14 protein-coding genes are annotated in these 17,229 nt (G+C 37.8%); all 14 read left to right on the top strand.

Translation table 11 applies throughout. The features are described from left to right. Positions 1-926: 926 nt before the first annotated feature. The 14 genes from LI951_RS07085 to LI951_RS07020 all read left to right on the top strand — a co-directional run bounded on the left by LI951_RS07085 (position 927) and on the right by LI951_RS07020 (position 17,045). Positions 927-1,232, top strand: coding sequence for a hypothetical protein (locus LI951_RS07085; RefSeq protein WP_202064587.1), 306 nt, complete (start codon positions 927-929; stop codon positions 1,230-1,232). A gap of 239 nt (positions 1,233-1,471) precedes the next feature. Next, a complete protein-coding gene (locus LI951_RS07080; protein WP_229441704.1) occupies positions 1,472-1,714 on the top strand; it encodes a hypothetical protein in 243 nt (80 codons plus the stop codon). Between the two features lie 352 nt (positions 1,715-2,066). Continuing rightward, entirely contained in the window at positions 2,067-2,216 is a 150-nt protein-coding gene (locus tag LI951_RS07075) for a hypothetical protein (protein WP_202064584.1), read from the top strand. A gap of 16 nt (positions 2,217-2,232) precedes the next feature. Continuing rightward, positions 2,233-3,555: a hypothetical protein gene (locus LI951_RS07070; protein WP_229441703.1), complete on the top strand. Its 1,323-nt coding sequence runs from the start codon at positions 2,233-2,235 to the stop codon at positions 3,553-3,555. Between the two features lie 422 nt (positions 3,556-3,977). Continuing rightward, complete coding sequence (locus LI951_RS07065) at positions 3,978-4,535, top strand: hypothetical protein (RefSeq protein ID WP_202064580.1); 558 nt, start codon at positions 3,978-3,980, stop codon at positions 4,533-4,535. Positions 4,536-4,618: 83 nt separating this feature from the next. After that, positions 4,619-4,840, top strand: coding sequence for a hypothetical protein (locus LI951_RS07060; protein ID WP_202064578.1), 222 nt, complete (start codon positions 4,619-4,621; stop codon positions 4,838-4,840). 196 nt (positions 4,841-5,036) lie between these two features. After that, on the top strand, positions 5,037-10,553 hold the full coding sequence (locus tag LI951_RS07055) for a hypothetical protein (RefSeq protein ID WP_229441702.1): 5,517 nt from the start codon (positions 5,037-5,039) through the stop codon (positions 10,551-10,553). A gap of 116 nt (positions 10,554-10,669) precedes the next feature. Further along, entirely contained in the window at positions 10,670-11,182 is a 513-nt protein-coding gene (locus LI951_RS07050) for a hypothetical protein (protein WP_229441701.1), read from the top strand. A 39-nt stretch (positions 11,183-11,221) separates the two neighbouring features. Then, positions 11,222-11,431 (top strand): hypothetical protein, encoded by a 210-nt coding sequence (locus tag LI951_RS07045; RefSeq protein WP_229441700.1) that lies wholly within the window; start codon positions 11,222-11,224, stop codon positions 11,429-11,431. A 274-nt stretch (positions 11,432-11,705) separates the two neighbouring features. After that, on the top strand, positions 11,706-12,206 hold the full coding sequence (locus tag LI951_RS07040; protein WP_229441699.1) for a hypothetical protein: 501 nt from the start codon (positions 11,706-11,708) through the stop codon (positions 12,204-12,206). 82 nt (positions 12,207-12,288) lie between these two features. Next, positions 12,289-15,153, top strand: coding sequence for a hypothetical protein (locus LI951_RS07035; protein WP_229441698.1), 2,865 nt, complete (start codon positions 12,289-12,291; stop codon positions 15,151-15,153). Positions 15,154-15,299: 146 nt separating this feature from the next. Beyond that, positions 15,300-15,806, top strand: a complete 507-nt coding sequence (locus LI951_RS07030; protein WP_202064559.1) for a hypothetical protein — start codon at positions 15,300-15,302, stop codon at positions 15,804-15,806. Positions 15,807-16,056: 250 nt separating this feature from the next. Next, positions 16,057-16,548 carry a hypothetical protein gene (locus tag LI951_RS07025; protein ID WP_229441697.1) on the top strand — a complete coding sequence of 164 codons (492 nt, stop codon included), beginning with the start codon at positions 16,057-16,059 and terminating at the stop codon, positions 16,546-16,548. 146 nt (positions 16,549-16,694) lie between these two features. Further along, positions 16,695-17,045 (top strand): hypothetical protein, encoded by a 351-nt coding sequence (locus LI951_RS07020; RefSeq protein ID WP_229441696.1) that lies wholly within the window; start codon positions 16,695-16,697, stop codon positions 17,043-17,045. The last annotated feature ends 184 nt before the right edge of the window (positions 17,046-17,229 follow it).

The following is a 17,229-nucleotide window of genomic DNA, read 5'->3' as shown; positions in this document are numbered from 1 at the left end:
AAACTAGTATTATCAGCAGTGGGTGGGACAATCTTTGTTTGTCTCGGGTTAACAGTTAATTGCCAATTCCACTGTTTCAGGAACAGCTAGTGTGATTGCCAGTCTCACTAAGATAAATAAACTAGTGAGGTGGTATGCGAACCGCCAATCTGATGCATTAGCACTCATTCATTCCTGTATTAAAAGCTTGCTTCTACGAATGCTGGTCGCATGTCTTAGGGTATGTAAGAACATGCTCCAACGCTTTTTCGGATGATCGTCGCATGTCTGAGGGGTATGTAAAAACATGCTTCTACGAATGCTCGGCGCATGTCTGAGGGGCTTGTAAAAACATGCTTCTACGCTTCTTCGAATGCTCGTCGCATGTCTTTTGGTCATACAAGACATGCTATATGCGCAGCTCCAATAAATGTGTAGACTTCAATCTTAAATAGGAGATAGCTAACCGCAGAGACAGAAGTATTCAGATTCAAACACCAGGTAGGGAACATGCATCAGCTATTTTTCAATAAACTAGGGCGTGTCTGAAAAGTTAGTGGTATTCAAATTTTTCAGTGATTTTTGTTGAAATCAAGGAAGAAAATGCAGCTTATGTGGTTTATAAGCGAGTATTTATGATGAGGAGTTCGATAAAAATCATCAAACTATTTGCCGCTTGAGTTTTCAGACACACCCTAGTGATTCTTAACAACTTCTGCTTATTGTCGAAGAAGGTTCTTCTGTCCGGCTGTTTAGCTTGATTCTGAATAGGCTAAAAATAGGAGAAATCACCTGATTAAGAAAAAATCATTTGCGGAAAAAGTACGGAATTTTGACTACTGGTTTTCATTTAAACTAAAAACAGTAAGAGAATAGCAGGAGGTTTTGTAAAAAGCAAAAGCATACTGCAAGGTACAAATAATTTTCCGAAGGTAGGGACAGAACGTATGAGTAAACAGTATAAGCTGATTGATTCAGTTCATACACGAACCACATTAAATGTTGCCCGCAACCATAATGGTGCAGTGAAGTATGAGCATGTTACTCTGTTTCCAGCTCAGAGCTATGAACTGGAGGAGGATCCATTATTTATCCAGTCATTGAAAAATGCAGAAATTAAAAGGAAGTATTCGAAAACGCTTGTCAATGAACTGGATGCTTTGGGCATTTCTTATAAAGAATCAAGCTGTAAATCCTGTGGAGGAAAAGTGAAGCAGATTTCTTATAAGGTTGTGGAAATCGTTGAAGAATAAATCAGATTGACTAGGGCGTGTCTAAAAAGTTAGTGAGATTCGAATTTTTCAGTGATTTTTGTTGAAATCAAGGAAGAAAACACAGCTTATGTGGGTCATAAGTGAGTATTTATGACGAGGAGTTCGATAAAAATCATCAAACTATTTGCCGCTTGAGTTTCCAGACACCTCCTAATGATTGCATACTCTAAAATCATTTTCCAATAAATAAAATATAGATAAAGGTGGGGATAGATGAGATGAACATCCAATTTCTGGGTATCAAAAATCAGATAAGGAAAAGATGCTGCTCTTCTTGTGGCGGCAGACAAGTATCAAAGCATACCTTTCAGCGAGAAACACGAATGGTTTTGCCTGGTGGACAGACAAAGACATTTTATGCAGGAGAGACGTATGAAGTGAATGAGGTCATCGGGAAATTTTTACTCGAACAAACGTACACACTGAATGGAACCTCTGTTGTCATGTTCAAAGAAGTATAACATTTTTTAACAGTATTACTTGCTGAGTGATGAAAACAGGCATTTACACTAGTTGATGTCAAAAGATTGAGTTCCTCAGCAGCTTAAAATCGGAAAAAAAGAGGATTATTCTGCTTCAGATGAGAAAGAGGCAGTGGAAAACTGCGCCATTTATCAATGAACAGGGAATCATCTTTTTATCATAATGGACATCTTCCGTCTGCGATCAGGGCAAAAACAGGTGAGATCATCAGACTGAATCAGTGATGACGGAGAGGTTCATATCATATATGTTGTTCGAACACTATTCAAACGGTTGGTTCGTTCACAACACAGAGCTGTCAAGGCAGCCGAAATAAAAGGAGGAAAAAAAATGGCAAAAGAGAAAAAGACAAAAGAAGCAGCTAAAAAAAGTGCAGTAAATGCTCAGGCATTTATTCAGGGCAAGCTTCAGACATTGAATCAAAAAAATGGTGGAAGATATGAACGGGATGCAACACGTGTCGTTCAAAATAATCAATAAGAGGAGGAAATAACAAATGACAAGATGTACAAATGATACGCTGATTTCGAAAATCGGCATGAAAACATTAGGCAAACTGGTAGAGGTTGACTTTGCTGTATTGGCAGATATCGATAGCTGCGTGAAAGTAAATACGAAAAACTATATTGACTATACTGGGACAAGTGCAACGTTCAATACGTACAATGTTCCGGAAGATATGTTCAACTGTCTGGCGGAAGGATGCAAAAACTCTGGAACGCTGACCGTTACAAACGGAGTAGGTGCTGTTTCTGGTGCATCATTTGCGGTTGCTGCAGATGCAACAGAATTTGTTGCGGGGGTCATCACTCATTACGTGCATGTACCTGCTGCTGGAACCTATGAACTGGCACTGACTGTTTCCGATATAGCAGACAAGGGACAAACAAATGCAGATGTTTACCAAAAAACAATCATTGCGGCTGCTGAAGGCTTCTATCCAGTAGTTGTTGATTTGTCTAAGCTTCCTGAAGAACAAAAAGGAACAGGCTGGTCTGCAACTGAGAGCGGTATTATCGTTCATATTGAAGCAACTCCAGAAGAAACGGTTCTGAGCACTATTGGCTTCTCGTCAATTTATGTGTACAACAGTATCGAAGATTTTGAAGTCAACGATGTCGTTAAAATCGGATGTCTGGATGAATTTACGGGTGATTTAACAGTTGATCCTGTGGAAGCAAGCTGTTTCGGCGGCGGCTACGATGCAACAAGTATTGCGATCGAGCGCACCTTGACTGGTAAGAGCGTGTCAGCGAACTACTGGAAATTAAATCCATTAATGTCTAAAGGCAGCCAAACAACCGGCTGGTTAATCCAGACAACAGAAAAAACAGTGGCTGAAACAGTGATCGACGGCGTAAGCTACGGATCAATTCAGCTTCCTGATATGAATATGGAAGAATGTGCCTTCACTACAGCGGCAATGGCAGACAGCTGCAACATTACAGACGCATTGCTGAGCCGTGTAAATACACCGGTTGTTGTGGATATTAACGAAAAACAATTTATCGTTTTGGAAGCAGGAAAAATTCTATTCCATTCTTCTCTGATTGGAAAAGAATTGGTTGTCAGCTATCCGAAGAAAGTGGATGTGGAGCATTTTGTCGGCAACGAAGATTCTCTGGATTCCCGCAGAGTACGCATGTCCTTCACTCAGGAACAGACAGATGGTGTGAAACAAAACTACGTGTACAATAACGTACTGATCACATCATTCCCTGGAACTGTCAACAAAGAAGAAACAACATTCAGCTTCACGATTTCTGTGCAGCGTGATAAAAACGGCAACTTCTTTGAAATGTATCGTGTAGCAGAATAAGATTTAAAAAGAAGAGGAGAAGTGACGGTAGTATATTCTAGCCGGTTTTTCAAGTAGACGCGTTTGTATCGAGAATCAAACAAGGGCCTTCAATTCTAAATGGCTCTGCCATTTAGAAAGTGATGAGATCGAAACGAAGTGTAGTGTAGTTGTAGTGAGACTCGTAGATACATGATTTTTCCACAATAGGACTGTCAACTTGAGACAAGCAAGGCTGTCACAACCTCTTCAATCTAGCTGAAGAAAAGCTGCGTTAATAGGTGTAACGAAATCTAAAATGTACACTATTCAACGGTATTATTCAATAGGAGCTGATTTTATTAAAACAGCTTCAAAAATGATTCATTCAGAAATAAAGTGACTGTCGGGTCCGGAGCTCTTACTGTTCCGGACCAGCTGATCACAAATTAGGAGGAACAGAAATGGAAGAAAAAGGCATGAAAGCCGCTGACTTTTTAGCAATCAGCGATAAATTGAAAAAGACAAATGAGGATGACACTCCTTTTGCAATTGTCAAAGATCAGGAAGTTTCAGTGATTGGCGATGCCAACAAGACGGAAATCAAACAGGCGAATTACAGCGTACGCTTCAGAGTACCCAAAACATTTTTTGAGGAAGCTCCGGAGGGGGCCAAAGAAGTTGGTTCTTTCTACGTATTTAACGTTGACTTTGAGGGTGTAACGATTACTCCTCGTTCAGACTTGAAAATTGTTGATGCGATTATGAAAATCATTCCGTTTTTCAACAAGCTGAGAGAAAACGGAGAGGTGGAAGCTTTTGACAAGGAAGAGCTTCTTTCTATCTTTGTGAATGCAGGCGATGATGTTCACCTGGCAATCTATAACCTGGTTGCCACATTCCTGGGGATCGATGATCAGTTAGGCGAGTATATGCTGCCATTTTCTGTCATCGAAAACTTGAATAAGATCATGGACAGTCATCCGGAAGTCTTTAATGAAGCTGATGTTTTTTTCGGTTAATCTATCGAAAAGCCTGTGAAAATGACACATCGGTAGCACAGGAAAGCGAAACGTTTTTCGCCAGTCTGAATCTTTATAACTACATGGCTCATTATGTAGCCAAAGTATTAAAGCAGCGCCCGAATGCTATCTTGGATTATTGGGGCGTTGCAGAATTACTGGTTGCCTATGGTCAGTATGCCAATGAGGAAAGCTATAAAAACTTTCTCGAGTGGAAATCACTGAGCAACAGCACGAAGAACAAAGTGAAAAAGCCGAAAGAATATGCGGTGCTGTTCTATACGAATGAGGATTTGAAGGAGTAGTTTTTGCTGAAATATTAGGCAAAAGCTGCTTTTTCTATTTTTTTGTGAGACAAATCAATTAAATATGTATTTCCTCTATCTAAATAAGTATAGATAAAAGTATGAGTTTCCACTCATGCTTTTTTTGTTATCTGAAACAGCGGAGTGCAGGAAAATAGCTGCACATTGATTACAAAGAAAGAAAGGAGGCGGCAGAGTGGCAATTGAAAAAATATCAATAGATATAAGAAGCAACGCAAAAGAAGTGGAAAAAGAACTCGCCAAAATCAATTCTCAAATCAAAAAGCTGGAAAAAGAAAAAATAAATATCCGATTAGATACAAAGAAATTGGATGCTGCAGAAAAGAAATTAGACAAGTTGAATACAAAGCTAAGCGGACTATCCGTACAAAAAGCAATTATTGAAGTCGATACTGGAGACATTAATGAAGCTGTAAATGCACTGGGTAGACTGCACAATAATATCCAACAACTAAGCAGTATTCAAATTCAGACAGATATCTCGATTCGTTTAAGTGATGTTGATTTAAATATGGAGAATATTGGTAGTGAATTGCAGGATCAGGGGCTTAAGCTGATTAAAAATATTACTGCAGTTATTGAAGAAGGTGCTGCAGCTCTACAAACTGCCAGCGATAAGCTGCCGGCAGATATAGATTCAATTATCCCTAAGTTGACAGCCATGGGGGCAGCTATCGTAGGAATGGGCGTGTTGGTTGGAGCAGCAGGTGCGGCAGCGACTGAGTTTCCTAAAGAAGCAAAAACTGGATTTAAAATGATTCGTGAAATAGGCAAGCTTTTAATTGAATCTGCTGAGGTAATGGACGAAATATCCGGGAAATTACCGTCAGACTTTGGTGATTTTGGTTCGAAACTGGATGGAATGAATTTGGCTATTGCAGCTATGAGTGTGTTGGTTGCAGCGGCAGGAGCAGCAGCGACCGAGTTTCCAAAAGAGGCAAAAACTGGATTTAAAATGATTCGAGAAATCGGTAAAGTCTTAGTTGAATCTGCTGAGGTAATAGAAGAAATCTCAGGGAAACTACCATCAGATTTCGGTGAAGTCGCAGCTAAAATGACAAGCATGGGCATTGCGATTGGCGGTATGGGGTTGTTAGCAGGAATTGCTGGAGCCGCTGCAACTGAGTTTCCTAAGGAAGCAAAAACTGGATTTAAAATGATCCGAGAAATCGGTAAAGCCTTGGTTGAATCTGCTGAGGTAATAGAAGAAATCTCAGGGAGACTACCATCAGATTTCGGTGATGTTGCAGCTAAAATGACAAGCATGGGCATTGCGATTGGTGGTATGGGGTTGTTAGCAGGAATTGCTGGAGCCGCTGCAACGAAGTTTCCGAAAGAAGCGAAAGCAGGCTTTAAAACAATAAGTGAAATCAGTAAAGTGATGATCGAATCTGCAGAAGCTCTTGGTGAAGTGGCAACTAAGGTACCATCAAACTTTGGTGAAGTGGCGTCAAAAATGGCAAGTATGGGTATTGCTATCGGTGGTATGGGGTTGTTAGTAGGAATTGCTGGAAAAGCAGCAATTGAATTCCCGAAAGAAGCTAAAGAAGGATTTAGTAAGATTTTAGATATCAACATTGTTTTACAGGAAACAGCAGAAACAATGGAACAAATAGCACAAAAGATTCCGTCTAATCTAGGTGAAATGAGTTCCAGATTGGCAAGCATGGGAATTGCGATTTTAGGGATGGGCGCATTAGTAGGTATAGCTGGAAAATTAGCGACAGAGTTCCCGGAAGAAGCCAAAGAAGGACTTGGTAAAATCCTAGATATCAACATTGTTTTACAGGAAACGGCTGAAACAATGGAACAAATAGCCCAGAAAATTCCATCTGATCTAGGTGAAATGAGTTCCAGATTGGCAAGTATGGGAATTGCGATTTTAGGGATGGGCGCATTAGTAGGTATAGCTGGAAAATTAGCGACAGAGTTCCCGGAAGAAGCCAAAGAAGGACTTAGTAAAATCCTAGATATCAACATTGTTTTACAGGAAACTGCTGAAACAATGGGACAAATAGCACAGAAAATCCCGTCAGATTTAGGAGCGATGAGTTCCAGATTGGCAAGTATGGGTATAGCAATTCTGGGAATGGGTATTTTAGTAGGCATCGCTGGAGCCTTTGCAAAGAAAGCACCGGAAGAAGCAAAAGCTGGCTTGGATATGATTCTTGATATCAATATTTTGTTGCAAGAGACAGCAGAAACAATGGGTCAAATCGCCCAGAAAATCCCGTCAGATTTAGGAGCGATGAGTTCCAGATTGGCAAGCATGGGTATAGCAATTCTGGGTATGGGAGTTTTAGTAGGAATTGCAGGAGCTTTTGCAAAGAAAGCGCCGGAAGAAGCAAAAGCCGGCTTGGATATGATTCTTGATATCAATATTTTGTTGCAAGAGACAGCAGAAACAATGGGTCAAATCGCCCAGAAAATCCCGTCAGATTTAGGAGCGATGAGCTCCAGATTGGCAAGCATGGGTATAGCAATTCTGGGGATGGGAGCCCTAGTAGTTATTGCCGGAGCTGTGAATAAGAAATTTTCTAAAGAAACAAAAGCCGGTCTGGCAATGATTAGTGAGGTTAATGTTTTACTGTTGGATGCTGCGAATGCACTGGGGGAAATCAATAAAAAAGTCCCATCCAATCTGGAAACCATGGCATCTAAACTGGCAAGCATGGGTATAGCCATTGGAGGTATGAGTGCTCTGGTGCTAATTGTCGGTAAGTTTTCTGAGAGTAATCCTGCAGCAGCAGTTGCTGGTTTATTTGTTGTTGACGAAGTAATTGGGCTGCTAATGGAATCAGCAGAAGCAATGAAACAGATTGACAAAAAAGTCCCTGGGAATATCGATAAAGTGGCTGAAAAGCTGGCAAATATTGGGATTGCGATTGGAGGCATGAGTGTTTTAGTCGGAGTCGTTGGAGCTTTAGTGGCTTCTGGAATAGGTGCATTAATTGCCGGAGCAGGGCTGGCAACAATTTATCTGGTAGCTGAAGAATTAATTCACATATCAGAGGCAATTAAAGAGATGGATCAAAATGTACCAGAAGATATGACTGGAGTAAAAGAAAAGATTGAAGGCATTGCCGAAGCTGTAGGCTATTTCACAGCAGCCGATCTTGGCGGGGTTCTGGACTTATTAGAAAATGCAGTCGGAGCTTTAAATACCGCAGTAGCAGCTGAAGGAATCAAGAAGCTGGTAGAAGTTGGACTGGAATTAGAGAAGCTTGATGGAATCACTATACCAGAAGGTGTAGAACAAAAGATCAATGATATCCAAGCTGTTTTTGAGTATTTGAAAAAAGGCGTTGGCCTCCTTGGTGAAATTGATCAGTTCTTTAATGGTGGAGGGATTGATACTAAAACAGGCGGAAAAGCTTCACAAGCTATTGAGAACCTTGTATCCGTAGTAAAATCAATTACTGCTTTAGATAAATATGAGTTGAAGGAACCAAGTGTTGTAAAAACAAAAATTGATAATATCCAAGCAGTCTTCGGCTATTTAACTAAAACAAAAGGCTGGTTTGATGACATTAAAAGAGCATTTGGCGGGAACAATATTGATACAGGCGTTGCAAAAGATGCAAAGACGTATATTGAATCAATAAGGGACATTGCCGAAACATTTGAAAAACTGCAGACCAAAGATCTAAAAACTAAAAAAATTTCCTCAATGATTGAAAACATTCAGGAAGTCTTTGATTCCTTCCTTGGAAAAGGGAATCTGGCAGAGCGGTTCGCTTCGATGTTTACTGGTGAAAAAAGTATTGATAACACCACGGTTAGTTCAGCTAAGACATATGTCACGAATTTGGCAACAGTCGCTGCTGAATTACAGAAAATACAGAACACGGATCTTAATTTTAGTACCGTACGTTCAAAACTTCAGAGTCTTCAGGATATTTTGGAGGAGCTTGGACGTGTTGATCTTAACATTGAACTGGACAATGATTCCTTGACTGATGCGGTAACTAAGGCCGGCTTGATTAATGACTTGATTGAAAGTCTTAAAAAAGCATTAGGATTTACATTTGATACTGCAGAAATAGGGAAATTCAAGCAGACAATTCAAGGGATAAAAGAAGCCATCAAAGAGATTCTCAGTACTGATTTCACCCCTAGAGGAGAAGATGGACAAAGACTGGAGATGCCTGACTGGACTTATACAATGGAAAGCGATATCAGACAGGCAACGGAGAAGCTTGAGAAGTTAAACAGTATGGCCACCCAGCTTGATAACGCGTTGAATTTTGAGTTTGATGAAACAAGCTTCAGTACTTTTGAAGCAAGAGTTCAGCTGATGAAAGATACAATTTACAAAGTATTAACAACGGATTTTTCACCAATGGAAAATGGTGAAAAAGTGAAGTTTGAAACTTGGGATGAATTAACCTCACCTATTGTGGATGCGGTGAATAAGCTGATAAGTTTGAATGATATGGGGAAACAGCTTGATACTGCCTTGAGATTTGAGTTTGAAGATACCGCTGTTGAAGACTTTCAGGAAACGATGAATAAAATCGTATCAGCTGTTGGTATTGTGAACTCGGTGAATTTTGGTTCAAGCAGTGGTACGAAGTCTCCTGTAGTGAGGAAGCAAAGTGGAGATCAGGAAGTAGGATATAATTACTCTGAATCACAGGCCATACCGGAAACAGATGATGGAGTAATGGCAGGAATTGAAGAGGCGAAATTAAAACTTGAATCTATTAATGGGTTGATAACTACTATTCAAAATGTCCCTCTTCTAAATCCTGATGAATTTGAAGAGAAAATTGCTGCCGTTAAGACATGTCTTCAATATATTAGTGAATTTATTACAAATGAAGAAGCTAATAAAAATGCTGAAACGATTACCAGCAGTGCTGAAGCATTTACAACTTTAGCAGCTGAGCTGGAAAAACTATTGCCAAGATTTACGGAATTTGGGAATGGTTTTGCCACAAATATCATGGCTAAATATAATACTGATAATCCAACACAACAGATTGAGACGGATTTTGGAACTCTGATTACTACGCTTCAAGGTCACAAAGAAACGTTCAAATCAATCGGATCGAAGTACACGTCTAATTTAACAGAAGGTCTGATTAAAGCGATTAGGAGTATTTCTACTGAAATAGATATTGTAGTTAATGATCTTAAAAAAGGCGATTCTATAACTATGATGGCTTTCAGTAGTCTAGGGACTTCTTTAGGAAATTCTTTAGTTAATGGAATCAAATCAGCTGTTGAAGGACTATCAATTAAATTAAGTATGACAACTAGTACTACGAGTACAACTGGAACAGCGATTGCACAAACGACTAGCAATTCGTCATATGCTGGTGGTCGAGAACTGATGGCCGCAGGTGGACTTGTTCCACATCCAGATCCGGGATTTGCAAATATTGTTAAGCGGGTAGGGACTGACAGCGTTCCGGCATTGTTGACTCCGGGAGAGTTTGTTCAAAGACGGTCAGCCGTTAGCACATTTGGTGTTGATTTTATGAAACGGATTAATAATCTTGATGTGCAAGGGGCTTTTGCTGCATTAACAGGAAGGTTCAATACTCAGGCTATGCTGATTCCAGCAGTTTCTAGTATTGTGAACAATATCAATCACACAACGAATAATGCAAATCGGGTGACTCAAAATGTAGTTGGGGGTAATCCAGATTATATGATGAAACGAGCAAGCCGATATTTGAGGTAGTTGGGTATTGAAAAAAGATTATGAACCAGTCTGTAAGATTCAGAAGTTAGTTTCTCTAAAGAATAATGTATGATAAAATACAAATAGTTGTAATTATTGTGTTTGGAGGAAATGAAATGAAAAAAATAATACTGAGCTTTTTAGTATTTGGGGCAGTAGTTAGTCTTGCAGCGTGTAATTCAAGTGAAGATAAAACTGATATCTCATCTTCTACGAATGAAACAGCTATAACGAGTACTATTGAGAGTACAGAAGATTCTTCTTCTATAGAGGATAAGAAAATGGAAGACATGGCGGCTGATTTAGAAGAAAAAGGGGTCAAAGTAGCTAGATACAGTGATTTTCTAAAATTCACTAGAGAAAAAGGAATTGATTATGATTATTTTGATATGACTATCATTATTGATTCTAAGAATAAAGAAATACTAGAAATTACTCTTACTCTTAAAGGAAATATAGATGGAAAAGAAAAGGATAGTTTGTATTATAGAATAAGCCAAAATAGAATTGTGGAAGCCCCTTATTCAAATACAGATATTACAGCTATGGCTAAAGTACTTGAAAGTCTAGGATATTCAGATCAGGAATTTGTAGAGTTTGCATTGTGGTACTACGAAAATAACAAATAATGGATGAAGAGCAGGAGATAATTCTCTTGTTCTTTTTCAATGACCCGAATTATATACCTTCTATTAGTTCCTAGCTATTTTGCTTCAGGAGGACGGGCAAGTATTTTCAAGAAAAAGGGAACTGATACCGTGCCAGCGATGTTGACACCGGGTGAGTTTGTCCAATATAAAGTCGCAGTGAAAACATTTGGTCTTGATTTTATGAATCGTATAAATAATCTTGATGTACGTGGGGGGTTGCTGCATTAACTGGAAGGTTCAATACTCAGGCAATGTTGATTCCAGCAGTTTCTAGTATCGTGAACAACATCAATCATACAACAAACAATGCGAACCGAGTGACTCAAAATGTAGTTGGGGGTAATCCAGATTATATGATGAAACGAGCAAGCCGATATTTGAGGTAGTCGGGTATTGAAAAAAGATTATGAACCAGTCTATAAGATTCAGAAGTTAGTTTTTCTAAAGAATAATTTATGATAAAATACAAATAGTTGTAATTATTGTGTTTGGAGGAAATGAAATGAAAAAAATAATTCTGGGAATTTTGACTTTGGGAGTAATGATAAGTCTTGCAGCCTGTAGTTCAAGCGAAGAAAAAACAAATACGTCATCATCTGTAAAACAGTTGGATGAATCAAGTACGATTGATTCTGCTGCTGAAGAGGAAAAAAAAATGAAGGAAGTAGAAGAAGGGCTTGAAGCAAGAGGGGTTGTTGTCGCCAGATATAATGGCTTTTTAAAGTTGTCTAGAGAAAAAGGAATTGATTATAATTATTTCAATATGAATTTCGTTATTAGCAGTAAAAAAAATGAAATTTTTGAAATTATTCTCATTCTTAAAGGAAATATAGATGGCGAGGAAAAAGACGGTCTATATTATAGAGTAAGTCAAAATAGGATTGTGGAAGCTCCTTATTCAAATACAGATATTACAGCTATGGCTGAAGTACTTGAAAGTTTGGGCTATTCAGATCAGGAGCTTGTAGAGTTTGCATTGTGGTATTACGAAAATAATAAATAATGGATGAAGAACAGGAGATAGCCAGTCTCTTGTTTTTTTATTGTTATCTTGCAATAAGAAAATTCCATCCAATCTAGGAACTATGGCATCTAAGTTGGCAAATATTGGCATTGCGATTGGCGGCATGAGTGTTTTAGTCGGAGTCGTTGGAGCATTAGTGGCTTCTGGAATAGGCGCATTAATTGCTGGAGCAGGGCTGGCAACAATTTATCTGGTAGCTGAAGAATTAATTCACATGTCAGAGGCAATTAAAGAGATGGATCAAAATGTACCAGAAGAGATGACTGGAGTAAAAGAAAAGATTGAAGGCATTGCCGAAGCTGTAGGCTATTTCACAGCAGCCGATCTTGGCGGGGTTCTGGACTTATTAGAAAATGCAGTCGGAGCTTTAAATACCGCAGTAGCAGCTGAAGGAATCAAGAAGCTGGTAGAAGTTGGACTGGAATTAGAGAAGCTTGATGGAATCACTATACCAGAAGATGTAGAAGCGAAAATTAATGCAATTCAGGATGTTTTTGGCTATCTGAAAAAGGGTGTCGGTCTGATTGGCGAACTGAATCAATTTTTCAATGGTGGAGGAATTGATACTAAGATCGGAGACAAAGCTTCTCAGGCAATCAGTAACCTCGTCGATGTAGCGGAAGCAGCCAAGAAGCTTGCTGGAGTGAATATGGATGAACTGGAAAATGTTGATGGAACAATTCAGGGAGTTCAAGGTCTCTTTGGTATGTTTGAAAAGACTAAAGGCTTGAAAACTAATTTCAAAGAGTTTTTTGAGGGTGGAGACATTGGTACTGGTGTTGCCAAAGATGCGAAGAATTATGTCAAATCAATAACAGATATCGCAACGTCATTCGAAAAATTAGAGAATGCGGAATTTGATATAAATACTGTAAAAACAAAAATTGAAGGTATTCAAAGCGTTTTTGACTTATTTTTGGAAAAAGGGAATATTGTAGATCGATTCAAGTCGTTATTTACAGGTGAAAACAGTATAGACACTGGGCTTGTAAAAACAGCCAAAGAATATGTGACTAATCTGGCGGCGATTGCGGGAGAATTGGCGAAAATTCAAGATGCGGAACTTATTTTTGGCGATGTTAAAACAAAGCTTCAAAACATTCAGGATATTGTAAAAGAATTTGCAAAAATTGATCTTAAAATGGATCTAGACAGCAACTCACTCAATGATACAGTTACGAAAGCTGGACTTGTAAATGATCTAATCAATCATCTTGAAACGGCATTGAACTTTACATTTGATACAGGAGCATTGGATAAATTCAAGGAAACAATGAAAAATGTAGCTATAGCCATTAAAGAAATATTGACTGCGGATTTTGTTCCTAAAGAAAATAATGGAAAAGAAATTAAAATTCCTAGTTGGAAAGCAATGAAGGCTAAAGTAGATGAAGCAATTGAAAAACTTACAGAGCTGAATCTATTGGGAACACAAATTTCAAATGCACTTCAATTTAAATTTAACGCTGACAATTTAACTGCTTTTCAAACTACTATAAAACTAATGAAAGATGTTATACGTGAAGTACTGACAACAAATTTTTCTCCAGAAGATTCAGATGGAAATAAACTTGAGTTTGACAATTGGGAAGAGATTAAGCAGCCTATTTTAGATGCAATCGATAAATTGACAGAGTTGAATAACCTAGGTAAACAATTAGATGAAAATTTGAACTTTGATTTTGATGGTGAAAAAATTAAACAGTTTAAAGAAACATTGAAGCAACTAAAGGCTGCGTATCAAGCAATTACTACATTTGATTTGGATTTCCAAATGATAGATAATCAATCTGGTCAAACAACTGATGGTGCAGAGTACCAAGATCAATATATAAGTGGAGGTATTTTTACTGGTGGAAATAATTCGCAATCGAGTGATAATAATTCTGCAAATAACATTCCTAACGCAAAAGTTTTTGAAAAAAAAGTTAATGACACAATAACACAAATAGATAAAATAAGCGAACTTAAATCTGCCTTTGAAACGTTAGTTGATGGGCAAGTAACAGAAGATGAATTACAGACCGCTTTAACGAATCTACAAAATAATTTAGTTGCAGTTCAAAATTTTGTTACAAGTATACCCGAAATTGGAGATATTGACTTAGTTGCACAAAGTTTGGAGAAAATTAATGCTATAGCTGAAGCAATTGTGATAGTTTCAGAACAGTTTAAAGAAGTGGGCGTATCTTATGCCACAACCCTGCTTCAAGGATTTGACAGTGTCGGTATACCAGCAGTACTTACAGTTAAACTGATTGCTTTAGCACTATTTCTTAGAGGCGGATCTGTTTCGACACAATTCTATGAAGTTGGAAAATTCTATGGCAATAAACTTCAGGAAGGTTTCAGTAGTGCACTTAATAGAATTTCTTCAAAACTAAATGAAGTTGCCAGTACTATTGAAACAAATGTAACTGGTTCTTCTGCTATCGCAAGCTTTAAGTCAGTGGGGACCTCACTTGGAAATGCATTAGTAGCTGGATTTAAATCAGTGATAGAAGGGTTATATGTTAAAGTTAGTGCTACTAATGGAAGTGGGTCTAATATTATAAATGATGTAGGTTTTGCAACTGGCGGACTAGTTCCAAGCTATTTGGCTTCCGGCGGGTTGGCGAGTATTTTCAAGAAAAGAGGAACTGATACAGTACCTGCTATGCTGACACCGGGCGAGTTTGTACAACGGAAAGCAGCGGTAAATACCTTTGGGCTTGATTTTATGAAGCGTGTGAATAGTCTTGATGTCCGTGGCGCATTCAATGCGCTGACAGGCAGATTTAATACCTCAGGAATGCTAACACCTGCTGTTTCAAGTATTGTGAATAATGTCAATCACACAACAAACAATGCGAATCGGGTAACGCAAAATGTTGTGGGAGGGAATCCTGATTATATGATGAAGCGAGCAAGTCGTTATTTGAGATAAAAAGATAGACACATCAGTAAAGAAAATTATTAAGTGAAGTACAAATAGAAGAATAAAAAATACTTGTTGAAAATTCAATTCCTCAAATCTTTAAATTGTGATAAACTACAAATAGTTACGTTTTATAATGGTTGGAGGAGAATAAAATGAAAAAAATAGGATTATTTATATTGGCAATGGTCACTGTGTTAAGTTTCGCAGGTTGTGGTTCGTCAGAAGATAAAGATGGAGCAGCAGTATCAACGAAACAAAGTACTGAAGATAAAGCTGCTAACGAAACAAAAAAGATGGAAGCCATGCAAAAAGATTTAGAAGATAAGGGAGTTGAAATTGTCTTTGTTAATTTAGAAGATTATGGTTCTGTCCACCATATAACTTTTAGTAGAGAAAAAAGTATAGACTATGATTACTTTGAATTGGATTTAGTGTTTGACATTGAAAGTAATGAAATTTTTGATATCAGACTTTATTTGAAAGGCAATATAGATGGTGAAAAAAAGGATACTTTATATTATGAATTAAGTATGGGAAGAATTGTTGAGGATCCACATCTCAATACAGATATCAATGCATTAGCAGAAGTATTGGAAAGTTTGGATTACTCAGATCAAGAAATGTTAGAGTTTGCCCAATGGTATCATGGAAATAATTAGAAAATATTTTTTTGAGAACAAGAGTCTATTTTTGATTCTTGTTCTTTATTCTTTCCAAAATTGTATTTTTAAATCTATTGTTTACAGGCACTAGCTAATGCTAATATAGACTATCTGTGTGTTTTTTTGAAATGTATAAGCTTATAACTATTACTTCTATTCATTTTCATCAAAAAATAGTTTCCTCCGACCAAATAAACTATGATAAACTACAAATAGTTACGTTTTATAATGGTTGGAGGAGAACAAAATGAAAAAAATAGGATTATTTTTATTGGCAGTGGTCACTGTATTAAGTTTCGCAGGTTGTGGTTCGTCAGAAGATGGAGCAGCAGTATCAACGAAACAAAGTACTGAAGATAAAACTGCTAACGAAACAAAAAAGATGGAAGCCATGCAAAAAGATTTAGAAGATAAGGGAGTTGAATTTAGTTTAAGCAGTTCATATGGATATCTTTACTTTAATAGAGAAAAAAGTTTAGATTATGACTACTTTGAGATGAGATTTGTATTTAACAATGACACCGATGAAGTATACGAAGTGGAACTTGTACAAAAAGGGAATATTGATGGAAAAGAAAAAGATACTCAATATTATGATATTAGTAGTGGTAGAATAGTGGAATCTTCTGTAATTTCCGATTCGGATATATCAAATGTAGCTGAGGTTCTTGAAAGCATAGACTATTCAGATAAAGAACTATTAGAATTCGCCAAATGGTACTACGAAAACAACAAATAGGTATTCTATGAAGAACAGGAGAGAATTCAACTCTTGTTCTTTTAGTTTAACTAAAAAAATATATATTCTCTATATCAAACTTTAAAGCTGTAGATGCCTCCCTTGGAAATGCCTTGGTTGCTGTGTTCAAGTTGGCGATAAAAAGTTTGTATGTTAGGGTAAGTGCTACTAATGGAAGTGGGTCTGATATTATAAACAGTGTTGGTTTTGCAACTGGTGGACTTGTTCCAAGCTATTTGGCTTCCGGCGGGTTGGCGAGTATTTTCAAGAAAAGAGGAACTGATACAGTACCTGCTATGCTGACACCGGGCGAGTTTGTACAACGGAAAGCAGCAGTAAATACCTTTGGGCTTGATTTTATGAAGCGTGTGAATAGTCTTGATGTCCGTGGCGCATTCAATGCGCTGACAGGCAGATTTAATACCTCAGGAATGCTAACGCCTGCTGTTTCAAGCATTGTAAATAATATTAATCACACCACAAATAATACAAACTGAGTAACACAAAATGTAGTCGGGGGAAATCCAGATTATATGATGAAACGAGCAAGTCGGTATTTGAGATGAAATCAGGAAATTCATCTGAAATATGATAATATTTATTGAATATTCAAAACAGATAGGTTGTTCAAAATGTTGGGATTTGCTCAATGGTACTACGAAAAGAATATGTAAAATCAGA

It is taken from the genome of Enterococcus sp. BWT-B8 (assembly GCF_020567625.1).
GTDB lineage: Bacteria > Bacillota > Bacilli > Lactobacillales > Enterococcaceae > Enterococcus_L.
Note: the sequence above shows the minus strand (reverse complement) of the source record. Positions and strands in the feature narration are given on the sequence as shown.